Here is a 15,608-nt window from a genome sequence, read left to right as displayed (position 1 = left end):
TCCTACAGGCCGGGGATGCGGCCGTTGCGGTAGAGGTCGACGAAGAGCTGGTGGTCCTGGCGGGCCTGCGCCCCGTAGGCGTGCGCGAAGTCGACCAGCATCGCCGTGAAGCCGGCCTCGTCGCGGGTGATGGCGGCGTCGATGGCGTGCTCGGTGGAGAACGGCACCAGGGTGTGGCCGCTGGAGGACTCGTCGGCGGCCGCGTGCATGGTGGCGGTGGCGCGGCCGAGGTACTCGGTGACGGCGAGCAGGTCGGACAGCTCGTTGAGGTCGGTCCAGTCGAGGTCGGTGGTGTAGGGGGAGACCTCGGCGACCAGCTGGCCGCGCCCGCGCAGGGTGGTGTGGCCGAGCCACGGGTCGCTGTGCGCCTGGAGGGCGCGCTGGGAGATGACCGTGCGGTGGCCCTCGTGCTCGAAGTACCCGGCGATCGCCGGGTCGGTGACGTGCCGCGACACGGCCGGGGTCTGGCCCTGCTTCATGTAGATGACGACGTCGTTCTCCAGCGCGTCGGTGTGCCCCTCCAGCAGCAGGTTGTAGGAGGGCAGGCCGGCGCTGCCGATGCCGATGCCGCGGCGGCCGACGACGTCCTTGACCTTCAGCGACTCCGGCCGGGTGCGGGAGGCGGGCGGCAGGGTGGCGACGTACGCCTCGAAGGCGGCGAGCACCTCGGCGCGGGTCGCTTCGTCCAGCTCGATCGCGCCGCCGCCGAGGCGGAAGCGGCGCTCGTAGCCCTCGACGACGGTGTCGCCGTCGAGCAGCGCGACCCGGGTCTGCAGCCGGGCCCGGCGCAGGGTGTCCAGGATCGGGCCGGTGGCGGTGTCCAGGGTGAAGGGGTCGGCGTCGCCGGAGGAGACGTGGGCGGCGATCTGGGCCCGGTAGGCGGTGGCGAAGGCTGTGACCAGCTGGGTGATCGTGGTGTCGGACAGTGCCTTGGCGTAGCCGATCAGGGCCAGCGAGGCGGCGAGGCGCTGGACGTCCCAGGTGAAGGCGCCGACGTAGGCCTCGTCGAAGTCGTTGACGTTGAAGACCAGCCGGCCCTCGGCGTTCAGGTAGGTGCCGAAGTTCTCGGCGTGCAGGTCCCCGTGGATCCAGACCCGGCTGGTGCGCTCGTCCAGGAAGGTGGCGCCGTACCCGGCGAACGGGCCGTCGGCGAGGTCGGCGTAGTAGAGCCCGGCGGTGCCGCGGTAGAAGGCGAACGCCGAGGCGGCCATCTTCCGGAACTTCACCCGGAACGCCGCCGGGTCCTTGGCGAGCAGGTCGCCGAAGGCCGTGTCGAAGACGCTCAGGACGGTCTCGGCGCGGTGGTCGGCGATGGGCTGCGGGTGGGACATGGAAGGGTCCTTTGCGGCGTGGTGGGCGGCCGGGCACTTCTGGGGCCGGAGGCTAGAGTAGGACCGTGAACGTGTGAGAGCTGGTCCGGGCCCCGATGGCGGCTCGGACCACAGCTGTTTCCAGGCACCTCCGTGACCTGTGCGTTCGCCGGCCAGCCAGACAGCACCAGCCTCCGGAGGCCCCGCCTTGAGCGACCAGCCGTACGCGCACCTGCACGTCCACACCGAGTACTCGATGCTGGACGGCGCCGCCCGGCTGAAGCAGCTCTTCAAGGAGGTCGAGCGGCTGGGCCAGACCCATGTCGCGATGACCGACCACGGCAACATGTACGGCGCGGCGGAGTTCCACAAGCAGGCCACCGCCGCCGGGATCACGCCGGTGATCGGCATCGAGGCGTACGTCGCGCCCGAGTCGCGCACCAACACCAAGCGCGTCCTCTGGGGGCAGCCGCACCAGAAGCGGGACGACGTCTCGGCGTCCGGGGCCTACACCCACAAGACCATCTGGGCCCGCAACAAGCAGGGCCTGCACAACCTCTTCAAGCTGACCTCGCGCTCCTACGCCGAGGGCTGGCTGGTGAAGTGGCCCCGGATGGACAAGGAGATCATCGCCGAGCACGCGGCCGGCCTGATGGCCACCACCGGCTGCCCTTCCGGCGAGGTGCAGACCAGGCTGCGGCTCGGCCAGTTCGACGAGGCGCTCCGGTCCGCCGCCGACTACCGGGAGATCTTCGGCCGGGAGAACTACTTCCTGGAGCTGATGGACCACGGCCTGGACATCGAGAAGCGGGTCCGCGACGGGCTGCTGGAGATCGGCCGGAAGCTGGACATCCCGCCGGTGGTCACCAACGACTCGCACTACACCACCGAGTCCGACGCCGGCGCGCACGACCTGCTGCTCTGCGTCCAGACCGGCAAGAACCTCTCGGACCCGGACCGCTTCCGCTTCGACGGCACCGGCTACTACATCAAGTCGGCCGCCGAGATGTACGCGCTGGACTCCTCGGACGCCTGGCAGGAGGGCTGCCGCAACAGCCAGCTGCTGGTCGCCTCGCGGGTCGACACCGAGGGCATGTTCGAGTTCAAGAACCTGATGCCGCGCTTCCCGATCCCGGCGGGCTTCGCGTCGGAGGCGGACTTCTTCAAGGCCCAGGTCTGGCAGGGCATGGACCGGCGCTTCCCGGGCGGGTACGACGAGGAGCACAAGAAGCTCGCCGAGTACGAGATGGACACCATCATCCAGATGGGGTTCCCGGCGTACTTCCTGGTGGTCGCCGACTTCATCATGTGGGCCAAGGAGCAGGGCATCGCGGTGGGGCCGGGCCGCGGCTCGGCGGCCGGCTCGCTGGTCGCCTACGCGATGGGCATCACCGACCTCGACCCGATCCCGCACGGCCTGATCTTCGAGCGCTTCCTCAACCCCGAGCGCGTCTCCATGCCCGACGTCGACATCGACTTCGACGAGCGCCGGCGCGGTGACGTGATCCGGTACGTGACGGACAAGTGGGGCTCCGACAAGGTCGCCATGATCGTCACGTACGGCACCATCAAGGCGAAGGCCGCCATCAAGGACTCCTCGCGCGTCCTCGGCTACCCGTACGCGATGGGCGACCGGATCACCAAGGCGATGCCGCCGGACGTCATGGGCAAGGGCATCCCGCTCTCCGGCATCACCGACCCCTCGCACCCGCGCTACGGCGAGGCCGGCGAGATCCGCGGGCTGTACGAGAACGACCCGGACGTCCGCAAGGTGATCGACACCGCGCGCGGCATCGAGGGCCTGATCCGCCAGCCCGGGGTGCACGCGGCCGGCGTCATCATGTCCGCCGAGCCGCTCACCGACCACATCCCGGTCTGGACCCGGCACACCGACGGCGTCACCATCACGCAGTTCGACTACCCCACCTGCGAGGGCCTCGGCCTTCTCAAGATGGACTTCCTCGGCCTGCGCAACCTGACGATCATGGACGATGCCGTCAAGGCGATCGAGCGGAACAAGGGCGTCAGGATCAACCTGCTCGACCTGCCCCTGGACGACAAGCCCGCCTACGAGCTGCTGGCCCGCGGCGACACGCTCGGCGTCTTCCAGCTCGACGGCGGGCCGATGCGCTCGCTGCTGCGCCTGATGAAGCCCGACAACTTCGAGGACATCTCCGCCGTCCTCGCGCTGTACCGACCGGGCCCGATGGGCGTCAACTCGCACACCAACTACGCGCTGCGCAAGAACGGCCAGCAGGAGATCACCCCGATCCACCCGGAGCTGGAGAAGCCCCTGGAGGAGATCCTCAAGCCGACGTACGGCCTGATCGTCTACCAGGAGCAGGTGCAGAAGGCCGCCCAGATCCTGGCCGGCTACTCGCTCGGCCAGGCCGACCTGCTGCGCCGCGCGATGGGCAAGAAGAAGAAGGAGATCCTGGAGGCCGAGTTCGTCCCGTTCCAGCGGGGCTGCCGCGAGCGCGGCTACTCGGACGCGGCGATCCAGGCGGTGTGGGACGTCCTCGTCCCCTTCTCCGGCTACGCCTTCAACAAGGCGCACACCGCCGGGTACGGGCTGGTCTCGTACTGGACGGCGTACCTCAAGGCCAACTACCCGGCCGAGTACATGTCCGGGCTGCTGACCTCGGTGAAGGACGACAAGGACAAGTCGGCGGTCTACCTCAACGAGTGCCGGAAGATGGGCATCCAGGTGCTCCCGCCGGACGTCAACGAGTCCGACTCCGACTTCACCCCGCACGGGGACACCCTCGTCCGGTTCGGTCTCACCGCCATCCGCAACGTCGGCGGGCCGGTGGTGGAGTCGATGATCCGCACCCGGAAGGCGAAGGGGAAGTTCACCTCCTTCCCCGACTTCCTGGAGAAGGTGGAGTCGGTGGTCTGCAACAAGCGGACCGTCGAATCGCTCATCAAGGCGGGCGCGTTCGACTCGCTCGGGCACACCCGCAAGGGGCTGACCGCGGAGTTCGAGCCGATGATCGACAACGTGGTCGGGGTCAAGCGCAAGGAGGCGGAGGGCCAGTTCGACCTGTTCGGAGGCGACGCGGTCGCCGACGAGCCGAGCTTCGGGCTGGACGTGGTCTTCTCCGAGGAGGAGTGGGACAAGGCCTTCCTGCTCACCCAGGAGCGGGAGATGCTCGGCCTCTACGTCTCCTCGCACCCGCTGCACGGCATCGAGCACCTCCTCGCCGACAGGGCGGACTGCGCGGTGGCCGACCTCGCGGAGCGGCCGGACGGCTCGATCGTCACCATCGGCGGCATCATCTCGGGCCTCCAGCGGAAGATGACCAAGCAGGGCAACGCCTGGGCGATCGCCACCGTCGAGGACCTGGCGGGCTCGATCGACTGCATGTTCTTCCCCGCCAGCTACCAGCTGGTCTCCTCGCAACTCGTCGAGGACTCCGTGGTGTTCGTCCGCGGCAAGCTGGACAAGCGGGAGGACGTGCCGCGGCTGATGGGGATGGAGCTGTCGGTGCCGGACCTGTCGAACGTCGCCGCCCAGCTCCCGATCACCCTCACCATCGCGGAGAGCCGGCTCAACCCGCAGGTGGTGACCCGGCTCGGCGAGGTACTGGCCCACCACAAGGGGACCACCGAGGTGCACGTCCACCTCCGGCGCGGCGGCACCACCACGGTGCTGCGGCTGGACCGGCACCGGGTGAAGTCCGACCCGGCGCTGTTCGGGGACCTCAAGCAGCTGCTCGGGCCGAGCTGCCTGGCGAACTGAGACCGGCCCCGGGAGACGCCCCGGGGCGAGCTCAGAGCACCGCGCCGCCGAGGGCGGGCGGGACGGCGGTGTGCAGGGCCGAGACGAAGGCCGAGATCGCCGGGTGCGAGCCCGCGCCCGCCCGGAAGGCGGCGCGGGTCCGGCGGTACATCGGCAGCCGGGTCAGCACCACCCCGGGCGGGGTCCGCTCCGTGCCCAGCTGCGGGACCAGCGCCACCCCCTGGCCGGCCGCCACCAGGGCCAGCACCGTCGCGAAGTCGTCGATCTGGTGCCGGATCCGGGGGGCGAAGCCGGCGCTCTCGCAGGCCCGGACGGCCATGCTGTGGCAGAGCGTGCCGCGCGGCGCCATGATCCAGGGCGCGGCGCGCTGCTCGGCGACGGTGCCGGCCGCCCGGGCCGCCAAATACATCGGCTCGGTGAACACCGGGCGGGTCACCGCCAGGCCGGGCTCCGGGTCGGTCGGCACCAGGTCGTACTCGTGCACCAGCGCGACGTCCAGCTCGCCCGCGCGCAGCGCCGCCGCCACGTCCGCCGGGTCCACCTCCGCCACCATCGGCTCCAGCCCCGGGTGCCAGCCGGACAGCTCGGCGAGCACCGCCGGGATCACCGCCCGGGCCGCCGAAGGATAGGTGCCGATCCGCAGGGGACCGGCCAGCCCCTCCCTGGCGTGGGCGAGTTCGGCGCCGGCCTGTTCCAGCCGTGCCAGCACCGCCTCGGCGTGCCGGACCAGGCCCAGCCCGGCCGGGGTCAGCGCGACCCGCCGCCCGGTGCGCTCCAGCAGCGGGACACCGGCCTCCTTCTCCAGGACGGACAGCTGCTGGGAGACCGCCGAAGGGCTGAACGAGAGCGACTCGGCGACGGCGGCGATGGTGCCGAGGTGGGCGAGTTCGCGCAGCAGGCGCAGGCGTCGGACATCGAGCATCGGCCCAGCTTACGAGAAGCGTCAGAAATGTGAACTGGACCTGAGTGATGACCGGGCCGCAGGATCGTGGCCATGGAACACACGGTTCTCAAGGGCATCTACGTCCCGCTGGTCACCCCGTTCGCCGAGGACGGCTCGGTGGCGCTGGACGCACTGGAGAAGCTGGCCGGTTCGCTGCTGGACGACGGCGCGGCCGGGCTGGTCGCGCTCGGCACCACCGGCGAACCGGCCACGCTGGACGCGGCCGAGCGGCGCGCGGTGGTCGACGTCTGCGCGGCCGTCTGCGCCGATCGCGGCGCCCAGCTGGTGGTCGGAGCGGGCGGGGCCGACACCCGGGCCGCCGCCGAGGAGCTGGCCGGGCTGGGCGCGCGGGTGCCGGGGGCGGCGGCCGCGCTGGTCACCGTCCCGGCCTTCGTCCGCCCGGGCGAGGCCGGGACGGTCGCGCACTTCCGGGCGCTGGCCGCGGCGAGCGCGGTGCCGCTGGTCGTCTACCACATCCCGTACCGGACCGGGCAGCAGCTGTCGGCCGGCGCGCTGCTCGAACTCGCCGCGATCGACGGCGTGGTCGGCGTCAAGTACGCGACCGGCGGGCTGGACCAGGCGGCCGTCGAGCTGCTCGCGCAGGCCCCGGACGGGTTCGCGGTGCTGTCCGGCGAGGACGCCTTCCTCGCGCCGGTGCTGGCGCTCGGCGGCGCCGGCGGCATCCCGGCCTCGGCCCACCTGGCCACCGCCCGGTTCGTCGAGCTGACCGACGCCTGGGAGCGCGGAGACGTACCGCGGGCGCGGGCCCTGGGGCACCGGCTGACCGCGTTGGCGACGGCCGCCTTCGCCGCGCCCAACCCCGCGGTGGTCAAGGGCGTGCTGCACGCGCAGGGCCGGATCCCCACCCCGGACGTCCGGCTGCCGCTGCTGCCGGCGGGGGCGGACGAGGTGGCGGTGGCGCTCGCACTCGCCACCGGTCTGGACCACTAGTCCGGCCCGGGCCGATCCGGCCGGATCGGCGCCCGGCGGGACCTACCGGACCGGGGCCGGGCTCTCACACCGTGGAATACCAGGTCGCCCCGCCCGGGTCACAAGGCATGATGGGCGGAGGGCGGCTGTGACCAGCACCATCAAGAGGAGTACTCGGAATGAAGATCGGCATTGTCGGGGCCACCGGCCAGGTCGGCGGCGTGGTCCGCGAGATCCTGGCGGAGCGCGCAGGACTTCCCGGAGGCGTGGGTCCGGTGGAGCAGCTGCGGCTGTTCGCCTCGGCCCGTTCGGCCGGGCGCACGCTGCCCTGGCAGGGCACCGACATCACCGTCGAGGACGCGGCCACGGCCGACTACACCGGCCTGGACATCGTGATCTTCTCGGCGGGCGGCTCCACCTCCAGGGAACTCGCCCCCAAGGCGGCCGCGGCCGGCGCCGTCGTGATCGACAACTCCTCGGCCTGGCGCCGTGACCCCGACGTCCCGCTGGTCGTCTCCGAGGTCAACCCCGACGCCATCGCGAACCGCCCCAAGGGCATCATCGCCAACCCGAACTGCACCACCATGGCGGCCATGCCGGTGCTGCGCCCGCTGCACGACGAGGCCGGCCTCGCCGCGCTGGTCGTCTCCACCTACCAGGCCGTCTCGGGCAGCGGCGTGGCCGGGGTGGCCGAGCTCCAGGACCAGGCCGCCAAGGTCGTCGACGGCGCCTCGGCGCTCGCCCACGACGGCTCCGCGGTCGAGTTCCCCGAGCCCAAGGTCTACAAGCGCCCGATCGCCTTCAACGTGCTGCCGCTGGCCGGCTCCATCGTCGAGGACGGCTCCAACGAGACCGACGAGGAGCAGAAGCTCCGCCACGAGAGCCGCAAGATCCTCGGCATCCCCGGGCTGAAGGTGGCCGGTACCTGCGTGCGCGTCCCGGTCTTCTCCGGCCACTCGCTGCAGATCAACGCCCGCTTCGAGCGCCCGATCAGCCCCGAGCGCGCCGTCGAGCTGCTCGCCGCCGCCCCCGGCGTCGAGCTGAGCGAGATCCCCACCCCGCTCCAGGCCGCGGGCAAGGACCCGAGCTTCGTCGGCCGCGTCCGCGTCGACGAGACGGTGGAGAACGGGTTGTCGCTGTTCGTCTCCAACGACAACCTGCGCAAGGGCGCCGCGCTCAACGCCGTCCAGCTGGCCGAACTCGTCGCCGCCGAGCTCAAGGGCTGAGCACGCGGTCGCACGCGGCGGGCCCCGTCCTCGGACGGGGCCCGCCGCGCGTTCCCGGCCCTCGCCCGCGCCCCGGCCGCACCTCGCGCGCACCTCGCCCGCGCCCCGGCCGCACCGCCGCCGGATGTTGCCGGACCGCGACATCCGCCGAGATTCGGCGGGCGAACCAGGGGTAAAGGTGACCCAACGATCGGGCGGCCACGGGCACCCTCACCCCACGGGCCCGAGCGCCGGGCCGACCGCGCCCACCCGGCAGCGCCGCACACCGGCGCCGCCGGATCCCCGAGGGCGAGCGAAAAGAGGTGCGCGATGGACCGCTGTGTCGTCCTGGTGGACGCCGGTTACCTGCTGGGCGCCGCCGCCAGCCTGCTCGCCGGCGACCCGAGCCGTTCCCGGGTCAGTGTCGACCACACCGCGCTCATCACCGCGCTGCGCGAGCGCGCCGAGGCCGAGACCGGGCTGCCGCTGCTGCGGATCTACTGGTTCGACGCCGCCCCCGACCGCCGCCCGATGCCCGAGCACCGCCGGCTCCGGGTCCTGCCGCGGGTCACCGTCCGGCTGGGCGCCCTGACCAGGGCGGAGGGCCGCTGGGTGCAGAAGGGCGTGGACGCCGCGATGCACGCCGAGCTCTCCGAGCTCGCCCGCAACCGGGCCTGCGCGGACGTCGTGCTGATCACCGGCGACGGGGACCTGCTGCCCGGCATGATGTCCGCCAAGGAGCACGGCGTGGTCGTGCACCTCTGGGCGCTGCAGGCCGCCGACGGCGACTTCAACCAGTCCGAGGACCTGGTCGGCGAGGCGGACGAGCGGCGGGTGCTCGACCGGGAGTGGATCGAGGGCTCGTTCACCCTGCGCGACACCGCCACCGCCTTTCCCGCCCCCGGGCCGCGCCACGAGATCGCCAAGATCCTGGCCGCCCCGCCCGCCGCCGTCGCGTCCGCCGCCCGGCCCGCCGCCGTCCCCGCGGCCGAGCAGGTGCCGGTGGCGAACGGGCGCGCCACCGGGACGGCCACCGCGCTGAAGGTCGTGCCGACGCCCAAGGACCTCGCCGGGCGCACCCCCCAGCTGCCGGCGACGGCGGGGCACCCCACCGGCCCGGTGCTGCGCTGGTCGTCGGACCGGGGCTGGGTCGAGCGGCCCGCCGCCGAACAGCCCGTCACCGCCGGGGACGGCCTGCCCACGCTGGCCCAGCTGACCACCGCCGAGCAGCGCTGGGCCGACCGCGAGGAGGACATCACCACCATCGGCGGGGACGCCCACGAGGTCGGCCAGGTGTTCGCCCGCCGCTGGACGGAGCGGCTCGGCGACGTCGAACGGCTCACCGTGCTCTGGCCCGACTACCCGCGCATCCCGCACCGGGTCGACGGCGAGCTGCTCCGCTACGCGGCCCGGTTCGGGCTGCTCGCGCACAAGGACGACCAGATCGACGAGCACGACCGGTACGCCATCCGGGCGGGATTCTGGAAGGAGCTCGCCGGCCGGGTGCCGGGCGGGGACCTCGTCGTCGACGACTGACCCGCCCCGCCGCCCCGGGCGGCCGGGCCCCCTTGTCCGGCCGACCGCGTCCACCGCGTAGAGTCTTCGCTCGTGAGCGAGGGCAAGGAGCGGAGCGTCGACAGGGACGCGATCCGTGGTGCGACCGCTCGGTGGAGCGAGGCGGGCGGATGAGCGAGACGGCCGGGCGGGCACCCGGGGAGGCCTCGCCGTGCTGTGCCGTACGCGACCTGGTCAAGACCTACCGCGCCGGACGCGGCACCGGGGCCGCCGGTGGGATCCGGGCCAACGACGGCATCAGCCTGACCGTCCGGCAGGGCGAGATCTTCGGGCTGCTGGGGCCGAACGGAGCCGGCAAGTCCACGCTGGTCCGCCAGCTCACCGGCCTGCTGCGGCCCGACTCGGGCTCCATCGAGCTGCTCGGCCACGACGTCGTCCGCCACCCCGAGCGGGCCGCCCGCCTGCTGGGCTACCTCGGCCAGGAGTCCAGCGCGCTGGACGAGCTGACCGTCGCGCTCGCCGCCGAGACCACCGGCCGGCTGCGCGGCCTCAGCCGGGCCCGGGCCCGGGCCGAGGCCGCCGACGTGCTGACCGAACTCGCCCTGGAACCGCTCGCCCACCGGCCGCTCGCCAAGCTCTCCGGCGGCCAGCGCCGCCTCGCCTGCTTCGCCGCCGCGCTGGTGGGGGAGCGGCCGCTGCTGGTGCTGGACGAGCCGACCACCGGCATGGACCCGGTCGCCCGCCGCGCGGTCTGGAGCGCCGTCGACCGCCGGCGCGCCGAACGGCGGACCACCGTGCTGCTGGTCACCCACAACGTCATCGAGGCCGAGACCGTGCTGGACCGCGTCGCGGTCGTGGACGAGGGCCGGGTGATCGCCTGCGACACCCCCGGCGGACTCAAGGCACTGGTGGACGGTGACGTCCGGCTGGACCTGGTCTGGCGGGACGAGGCACCGATGGCGGTGCCCGCCGTCGCCGCGCTCGCCGAGCGGGCCGAGCGCACCGGCCGGCGCTGGACCGTGCGCACCAGCCCCGAGCGGGCCCGCGAACTGGTCGCCGCCGTCACCACCGGCCCGGCCTTCGCCGCGCTGGACGACTTCACCCTGGCCACCCCGAGCCTTGAGGACGCCTACCTCAAGCTGGGCGGCCGCCATGGAGGACTGGCCAAGTGACGCTGCTCTCGGTGCCGCCGCAGACCGCCGGGGCCCTGGCCGGCGGGCCCGCCCCGCTGGCCCCCGCCGCCCGGCTGCTGCCCGCGCTGGCCGCCGTCTACCGGGCGCAGCTGGCCCGGGCCAAGGTGGCCCGCATTCCGCTGCTGTTCGTGGCGACCTTCCAGTCGCTCGGCATCCTGGTGATGATGCGGGGCGTCGTCGACCCGGGGCAGACCTCGGCCGCGCGGTCGGTGGTGGCCGGCTCCAGCGTGCTGGTGGTGGCCTTCGTCGCGCTCAACCTGCTGGCCCAGTACTTCGGCCGGCTGCGGGCCACCGGCGGCCTCGACCACTACGCGACGCTGCCCGTCCCGGCGGCCTCGGTGGTCCTCGGCGCGGCCGCCGCGTACGCCTCCTTCACGCTGCCGGGCACCCTGGTGACGGCCGTCGCCGGGGCCTGGATGTTCGGGCTGCCGATGGGGCAGCTCTGGGTGCTGCTCGCGGTGGTGCCGCTGGCCGGGGCGGCGCTCTCCGGGCTGGGCGCGGCCTGCGGGCTGCTGGCGCCCAAGCAGGAGATCGCCACCATGCTGGGGCAGCTCGGCATGTCGGCGGCGCTGCTGCTGGGCGTGCTCCCGGTGGACAACCTGCCGCAGCCGGTGCTCTGGCTGCGCGAGCTGCTGCCCTCCACGTACGGCGTGGAGGCGTTCGCCCGGACCTTCGCGGCCGACCCGGACTGGGCGGCGGTGGCGGGCGACCTGGCGGTCTGCGCCGGGGTCGGCGTGGCGTCGCTCGCGGTGGCCACCTGGGCGTACCGGCGGGCCACCACCCGCTAGGGCTTCTCCGATCGATTCGCGTCGCACCGGCGGGCGGCGGGAGGTGCCGGGCAAGCCCCGGGCCCGTGCGACGGTCCCGCCGCGCCAGGCCGGGCGGGCTCCGGGCGCGGGCCGGTACGGGTGGCGGGTCCGTTCGGGCGGCGGTCGTGAAACGATGGGGCCCGTGACCGTACCGAACACACCTCCGGACCCCCTGCGTGCCGCCGCGGGCACCGACGCGGACGCCACCGCCCCTGGTCCGGCCGCCGGCCGGGACCCGTACGCGCCGCCGCCCGTGGACCAGGCCGTCGTGCGGGCCGCGGACCGGCGGGCGCCGCTGGAGCGGCTGCTGCCCGAGCTGAAGGTCGGTGCGGTCACGGTGCTGGCCTGTCTGGCGCTGGGTCTGCTGATGGCGGTGCTCTGGGCCTGGCTGGCGCCGAAGGTGCCACTGGTGGTCGACGGCAACAAGATCCTCTACGGCGACCCGGAGGGCGAGCAGCGGGCCGGGGCGGACAGCGTCTTCGTGCTGATCGGGCTGGGCATGGGCATCGTGACCGCGCTCGGCGCCTTCCTGTTCACCCGGCGGCGCGGCGGCGGGATCGCGGTGGCGACCGGCCTCGCGGTCGGCGGCCTGCTGGCCTCGGTGGGCGCCTGGGGCCTGGGCCGGCGGCTCGGCCCGGCGAGCGACCTCGTCGCCGAGGCGCGGCGGGTCGGCAACGGCGGCCACTTCGACGCGGACATCGACCTCGGGGCCTACGGCGCGCTGCTGGCCTGGCCGATGGCCGCGATGGTGGTGCTGCTGGCGCTCTCGGCCGCCTTCGGCAAGCGCGAGGAGGACCCGCCGCCGTACTGGGCGGGCCCGTACGACCCGCAGCGGCCGGTGGCCGGGCCGCCCGGCGCGGCCGGTCCGCTGCCCGGCGGGCCGTTCCACCCGGGCCCGGCGGGGGAGCACCCGGGCGACCGCACGCCGCAGGGCCGGCCGTCGCAGGACCAGCCGCCGCAGGGCCGCACGCCGTGACGGCACACCGGGCGGGGGCGGCCTTCGCCGGACCCGCCCGGTGCGCCCCGGCGGTCAGCGGCCGATCGGGGCGGTCAGCGCGCCGGTGACGCCGACCAGGTCGGCCGGGGCCAGCTCGACCTCCAGCCCGCGCCGGCCGGCCGAGACGTACACCGTGGCGTGGGCGAGCGCGCTGTCGTCCACCACGGTGCGCAGCGGGCGGCGCTGACCGAGCGGGGAGATCCCGCCGAGGACGTAGCCGCTGCTGCGCTCGGCGGCCGCCGGGTCCGCCATCGCGGCCCGCTTGCCGCCGACGGCGGTGGCGAGCGCCTTGAGGTCCAGCCGGCCCGCGACCGGGACGACGCCCACCGTGAGCACCCCGTCGACATCGGCGACCAGGGTCTTGAAGACCCGCTCGGGCGGCACGCCGAGCACCTCGGCGGCCTCGCCGCCGTAGGAGGCGGCGGCCGGATCGTGCGGGTAGGAGTGCACGGTGAACGCCACCGCGGCGTTCTCCAGGGCGACGGTGGCGGGCGTTCCCCCGCCGGCCTTCTTCGGCTTCCTGGCCATCGGGACCTCTTCGAACGCGTGAGTGGGCGTGGTCAGTTGGGACTGAACGACTGCCGGGTCAGATCGACCGCGGGCAGCGACGGCAGCCAGCTGAGCACCGCCGTCTCGCGGCGCAGCAGCTCCAGCTCGGAGGTCAGCCGCCGGGCGGTGTCGGGGCAGGCCAGCAGCTCCTGCTTGACCGGCGTCCCGAACACCGAGGCCGCGGCCACCAGGTAGGAGAGCACCTGCGGGTCGTCCGGCAGCTCCTGGCGGCCGACCGTGCTGGCCTCGCGGGCGCCGGCCAGCCGCTTCTGGTACGCCCGGAACGCCCGCTCGACGCCGGAGGCCAGTGCCCCGGCGCCCTCGCCGGGCAGCTCCTCGAGCGTCTCGATCTCGCCGTTCAGGTACGCGCCGCCGGTGTCCACCGAGCGCAGCCGGAACCGGGTGGTCCCGGTGACCAGCAGCTCGTACCGGCCGTCCGGCTGCTCCTGGGCCGAGGCGACGTCGGCCACGCAGCCGACGTGGTACAGCGCCTCCAGAGGGTCCCCGGTGACGGTGCCCAGGCCGTCCAGCGGACCGGCCGGGCCCTCCTCGGGCCGGACCGGCGCGACCTCGCGGCCGTCCTTGATGGCGAGCACGCCGAACCGCCGCGGCTGGTCCTCGGGGAGGGCGAGCAGGTCGGCGACCAGACGGCGGTAACGCTCCTCGAAGATGTTCAGGGGCATCACCAGGCCCGGGTAGAGCACGGTGTTCAGCGGGAAGAGCGGCAGCCGTTCTGTCACGGCCGACAGCGTAGTTCCCCGGACGGCCGCCTCGCGCCCGGGTTATCCGCGCTGGAGCATCCGGGTCGCGCCCGCGGCGACCGTGGTGGCGAGGATCCAGCCGACGATCACCAGCCCGGAGGCCACCCACTGGCTGAACCCGCCGGGGTTCCAGCCCTGCTGACCGAGGTCGACGACCGGCAGCAGCTGGCCGAGCGCGTACAGCACCGGGTTCCAGTGCGGGCTCTCGTCGGCCTTGAGCGGCTGGAGCCGGTGGGCGGCGAAGTAGCCGCTGCCGAGCGCCCAGGCGAGCAGCAGCCAGAGCGCGGCCCGGCCGGGGCGGAAGCCGTAGCCGACGGTGACGTCCTGGACCCGGCCCCAGAGCCGGGCCGGCAGCGGCAGGGTCTGCCGGCGGCGGCGCTGCTTGGCGTACAGCACCTCGCGGGCGTCGTCGTCGGCGCCGTCGCGGCGCAGGGCGGCGGCCAGCTGCTCGTAGGACTCGGGCTGGAACTCCACCGAGGAGCCCTCCAGCCAGGCGATCCGCTGCGGGACGGTGAAGGGCGCGGCCGGGCGCAGGCACTCGTAGGTGAAGCCGGTGAGGCCGAGGTGCCTGCCGTGCGGCCAGGAGTCCGGGGCGTCGACCAGGTTGCCCACCCGGGCGCGCGAGAGCGAGACCTTGCCGGTGGGCGGGGTGCGGCAGGTGAAGCGCAGCTCGGGCGTCTGGATCCGGCGCAGCGCCAGCTCGTCGTCCGTGCCCAGGCGGAACTCGGCGTCGGAGATCAGGCAGGCGTTGTCGAAGCGGCTGTCCGAGAGCCGGACGGCGCCGTGCGCGCGGAACGGCGTGCCGGCCACGCCGGCCGTGACGACCTGGCCGTAGCCGGAGCCGTAGTACGAGCCGGAGGAGGACCAGCCGCCGTCCGCCGAGCCGCTGAGGTACAGGGTGTGGCCGACGGTGACCCGGACGGCGTTGAGGGCGTTCGGGTTCTCCGGGACGGCGTACAGCTGGGCGCCGCGCAGCGAGAGCCGGCCGCCGATCCGGGCGGAGCGCAGGCTGACCTCGCCGCGCGACTCCAGCCGGTCCGCCTCGAAGTCCTGGCTGACGGCCAGGCCGTCGGCGGACAGCGCCCGGCCGAACCGGTCGCCGCCGAGGACGGCCTGGTTGAGCAGCAGGTCGGTGCCGATCCGGGAGTCGGTGAGCCGGACGCCGCCCGGTATTCGGCAGCGGGCCAGGTGCAGGTCGCCGGAGGTGGTCAGGCGGGAGGCCTCCAGCCGGGGGATCGCGCAGCTGACGAAGCGCAGGGTGCCGGCGTCGGCCTCGGACACCAGGACCTTCCGCTCGAAGCGGCAGTCGTGCACCTCGACGTAGTGGCCGATGGTGCCGCCGGCCAGCACCAGCGGGCCGGTGACCCGGGCGCCGGTCAGCTTGAGCGAGGCGACCCGGCCGGGGGCGGCCGGCGGGCCGTCCAGCAGCAGGTGGGCCAGGACCTCGGCGCGGACGGTGCGCCCGGGGCCCCAGGGCGCGTCGCCGAAGGGGTCGTCCAGCGGGGTGCCGGTCCGGCCGCCGGCGCCGTTCGCCGGTTCGGCGCCGCGGGCCCGCAGGTCGTACACCTCGCCCTGGCGGAACGCCTCCCAGAGCCCCTGCTCGGTCCGCGTCCAGTCGTCCGGCGCACGCTCCGCCATCGTTCCCCCGTCTCCC

General features: G+C 74.0%; 12 protein-coding genes. 7 read left to right on the top strand and 5 right to left on the bottom strand.

Annotation, left to right across the window (positions count from 1 at the left end; genetic code table 11):
- Window positions 1–2: 2 nt before the first annotated feature.
- Complete coding sequence (locus ABZ495_RS04085; RefSeq protein ID WP_352287155.1) at window positions 3–1,331, bottom strand: DUF2252 domain-containing protein; 1,329 nt, start codon at window positions 1,329–1,331, stop codon at window positions 3–5.
- 187 nt (window positions 1,332–1,518) lie between these two features.
- On the opposite strand from ABZ495_RS04085, the gene dnaE reads away from it, so the two are divergent.
- Window positions 1,519–5,052, top strand: coding sequence for a DNA polymerase III subunit alpha (gene dnaE / locus ABZ495_RS04080; protein ID WP_359802506.1), 3,534 nt, complete (start codon window positions 1,519–1,521; stop codon window positions 5,050–5,052).
- A gap of 31 nt (window positions 5,053–5,083) precedes the next feature.
- Here the strand turns inward: dnaE and ABZ495_RS04075 are convergent, their stop codons facing one another.
- A complete protein-coding gene (locus tag ABZ495_RS04075; protein ID WP_352287160.1) occupies window positions 5,084–5,974 on the bottom strand; it encodes a LysR substrate-binding domain-containing protein in 891 nt (296 codons plus the stop codon).
- A 72-nt stretch (window positions 5,975–6,046) separates the two neighbouring features.
- On the opposite strand from ABZ495_RS04075, the gene ABZ495_RS04070 reads away from it, so the two are divergent.
- The 6 genes from ABZ495_RS04070 to ABZ495_RS04045 all read left to right on the top strand — a co-directional run bounded on the left by ABZ495_RS04070 (window position 6,047) and on the right by ABZ495_RS04045 (window position 12,623).
- Window positions 6,047–6,946 (top strand): dihydrodipicolinate synthase family protein, encoded by a 900-nt coding sequence (locus tag ABZ495_RS04070; protein ID WP_359802503.1) that lies wholly within the window; start codon window positions 6,047–6,049, stop codon window positions 6,944–6,946.
- Window positions 6,947–7,104: 158 nt separating this feature from the next.
- Entirely contained in the window at window positions 7,105–8,151 is a 1,047-nt protein-coding gene (locus ABZ495_RS04065) for an aspartate-semialdehyde dehydrogenase (protein ID WP_359834319.1), read from the top strand.
- A gap of 309 nt (window positions 8,152–8,460) precedes the next feature.
- Window positions 8,461–9,666 carry an NYN domain-containing protein gene (locus tag ABZ495_RS04060; protein ID WP_359834318.1) on the top strand — a complete coding sequence of 402 codons (1,206 nt, stop codon included), beginning with the start codon at window positions 8,461–8,463 and terminating at the stop codon, window positions 9,664–9,666.
- Window positions 9,667–9,815: 149 nt separating this feature from the next.
- Window positions 9,816–10,817 carry an ABC transporter ATP-binding protein gene (locus ABZ495_RS04055; RefSeq protein WP_359802497.1) on the top strand — a complete coding sequence of 334 codons (1,002 nt, stop codon included), beginning with the start codon at window positions 9,816–9,818 and terminating at the stop codon, window positions 10,815–10,817.
- Window positions 10,814–11,626: an ABC transporter permease gene (locus ABZ495_RS04050; RefSeq protein WP_329487233.1), complete on the top strand. Its 813-nt coding sequence runs from the start codon at window positions 10,814–10,816 to the stop codon at window positions 11,624–11,626. The genes ABZ495_RS04055 and ABZ495_RS04050 overlap by 4 nt, the downstream gene beginning before the upstream one ends.
- A 163-nt stretch (window positions 11,627–11,789) precedes the next feature.
- A complete protein-coding gene (locus ABZ495_RS04045) occupies window positions 11,790–12,623 on the top strand; it encodes a hypothetical protein (protein ID WP_359834316.1) in 834 nt (277 codons plus the stop codon).
- Window positions 12,624–12,677: 54 nt separating this feature from the next.
- On the opposite strand, the gene ybaK is transcribed toward ABZ495_RS04045, so the two are convergent.
- The 3 genes from ybaK to ABZ495_RS04030 are packed head-to-tail and all read right to left on the bottom strand — an operon-like array spanning window position 12,678 to window position 15,592.
- On the bottom strand, window positions 12,678–13,172 hold the full coding sequence (gene ybaK / locus ABZ495_RS04040; protein ID WP_329487231.1) for a Cys-tRNA(Pro) deacylase: 495 nt from the start codon (window positions 13,170–13,172) through the stop codon (window positions 12,678–12,680).
- 32 nt (window positions 13,173–13,204) lie between these two features.
- Complete coding sequence (locus ABZ495_RS04035) at window positions 13,205–13,933, bottom strand: LON peptidase substrate-binding domain-containing protein (protein WP_329487230.1); 729 nt, start codon at window positions 13,931–13,933, stop codon at window positions 13,205–13,207.
- 42 nt (window positions 13,934–13,975) lie between these two features.
- On the bottom strand, window positions 13,976–15,592 hold the full coding sequence (locus ABZ495_RS04030) for an oxidoreductase (RefSeq protein WP_359834315.1): 1,617 nt from the start codon (window positions 15,590–15,592) through the stop codon (window positions 13,976–13,978).
- Window positions 15,593–15,608: the final 16 nt, after the last annotated feature.

The organism is Kitasatospora sp. NPDC005748 (assembly GCF_040630735.1).
In the GTDB taxonomy this organism is placed as follows: domain Bacteria; phylum Actinomycetota; class Actinomycetes; order Streptomycetales; family Streptomycetaceae; genus Kitasatospora.
The sequence above is the reverse complement of the archived record's forward strand: the minus strand, read 5'-3'. Positions and strand labels throughout refer to the sequence as shown.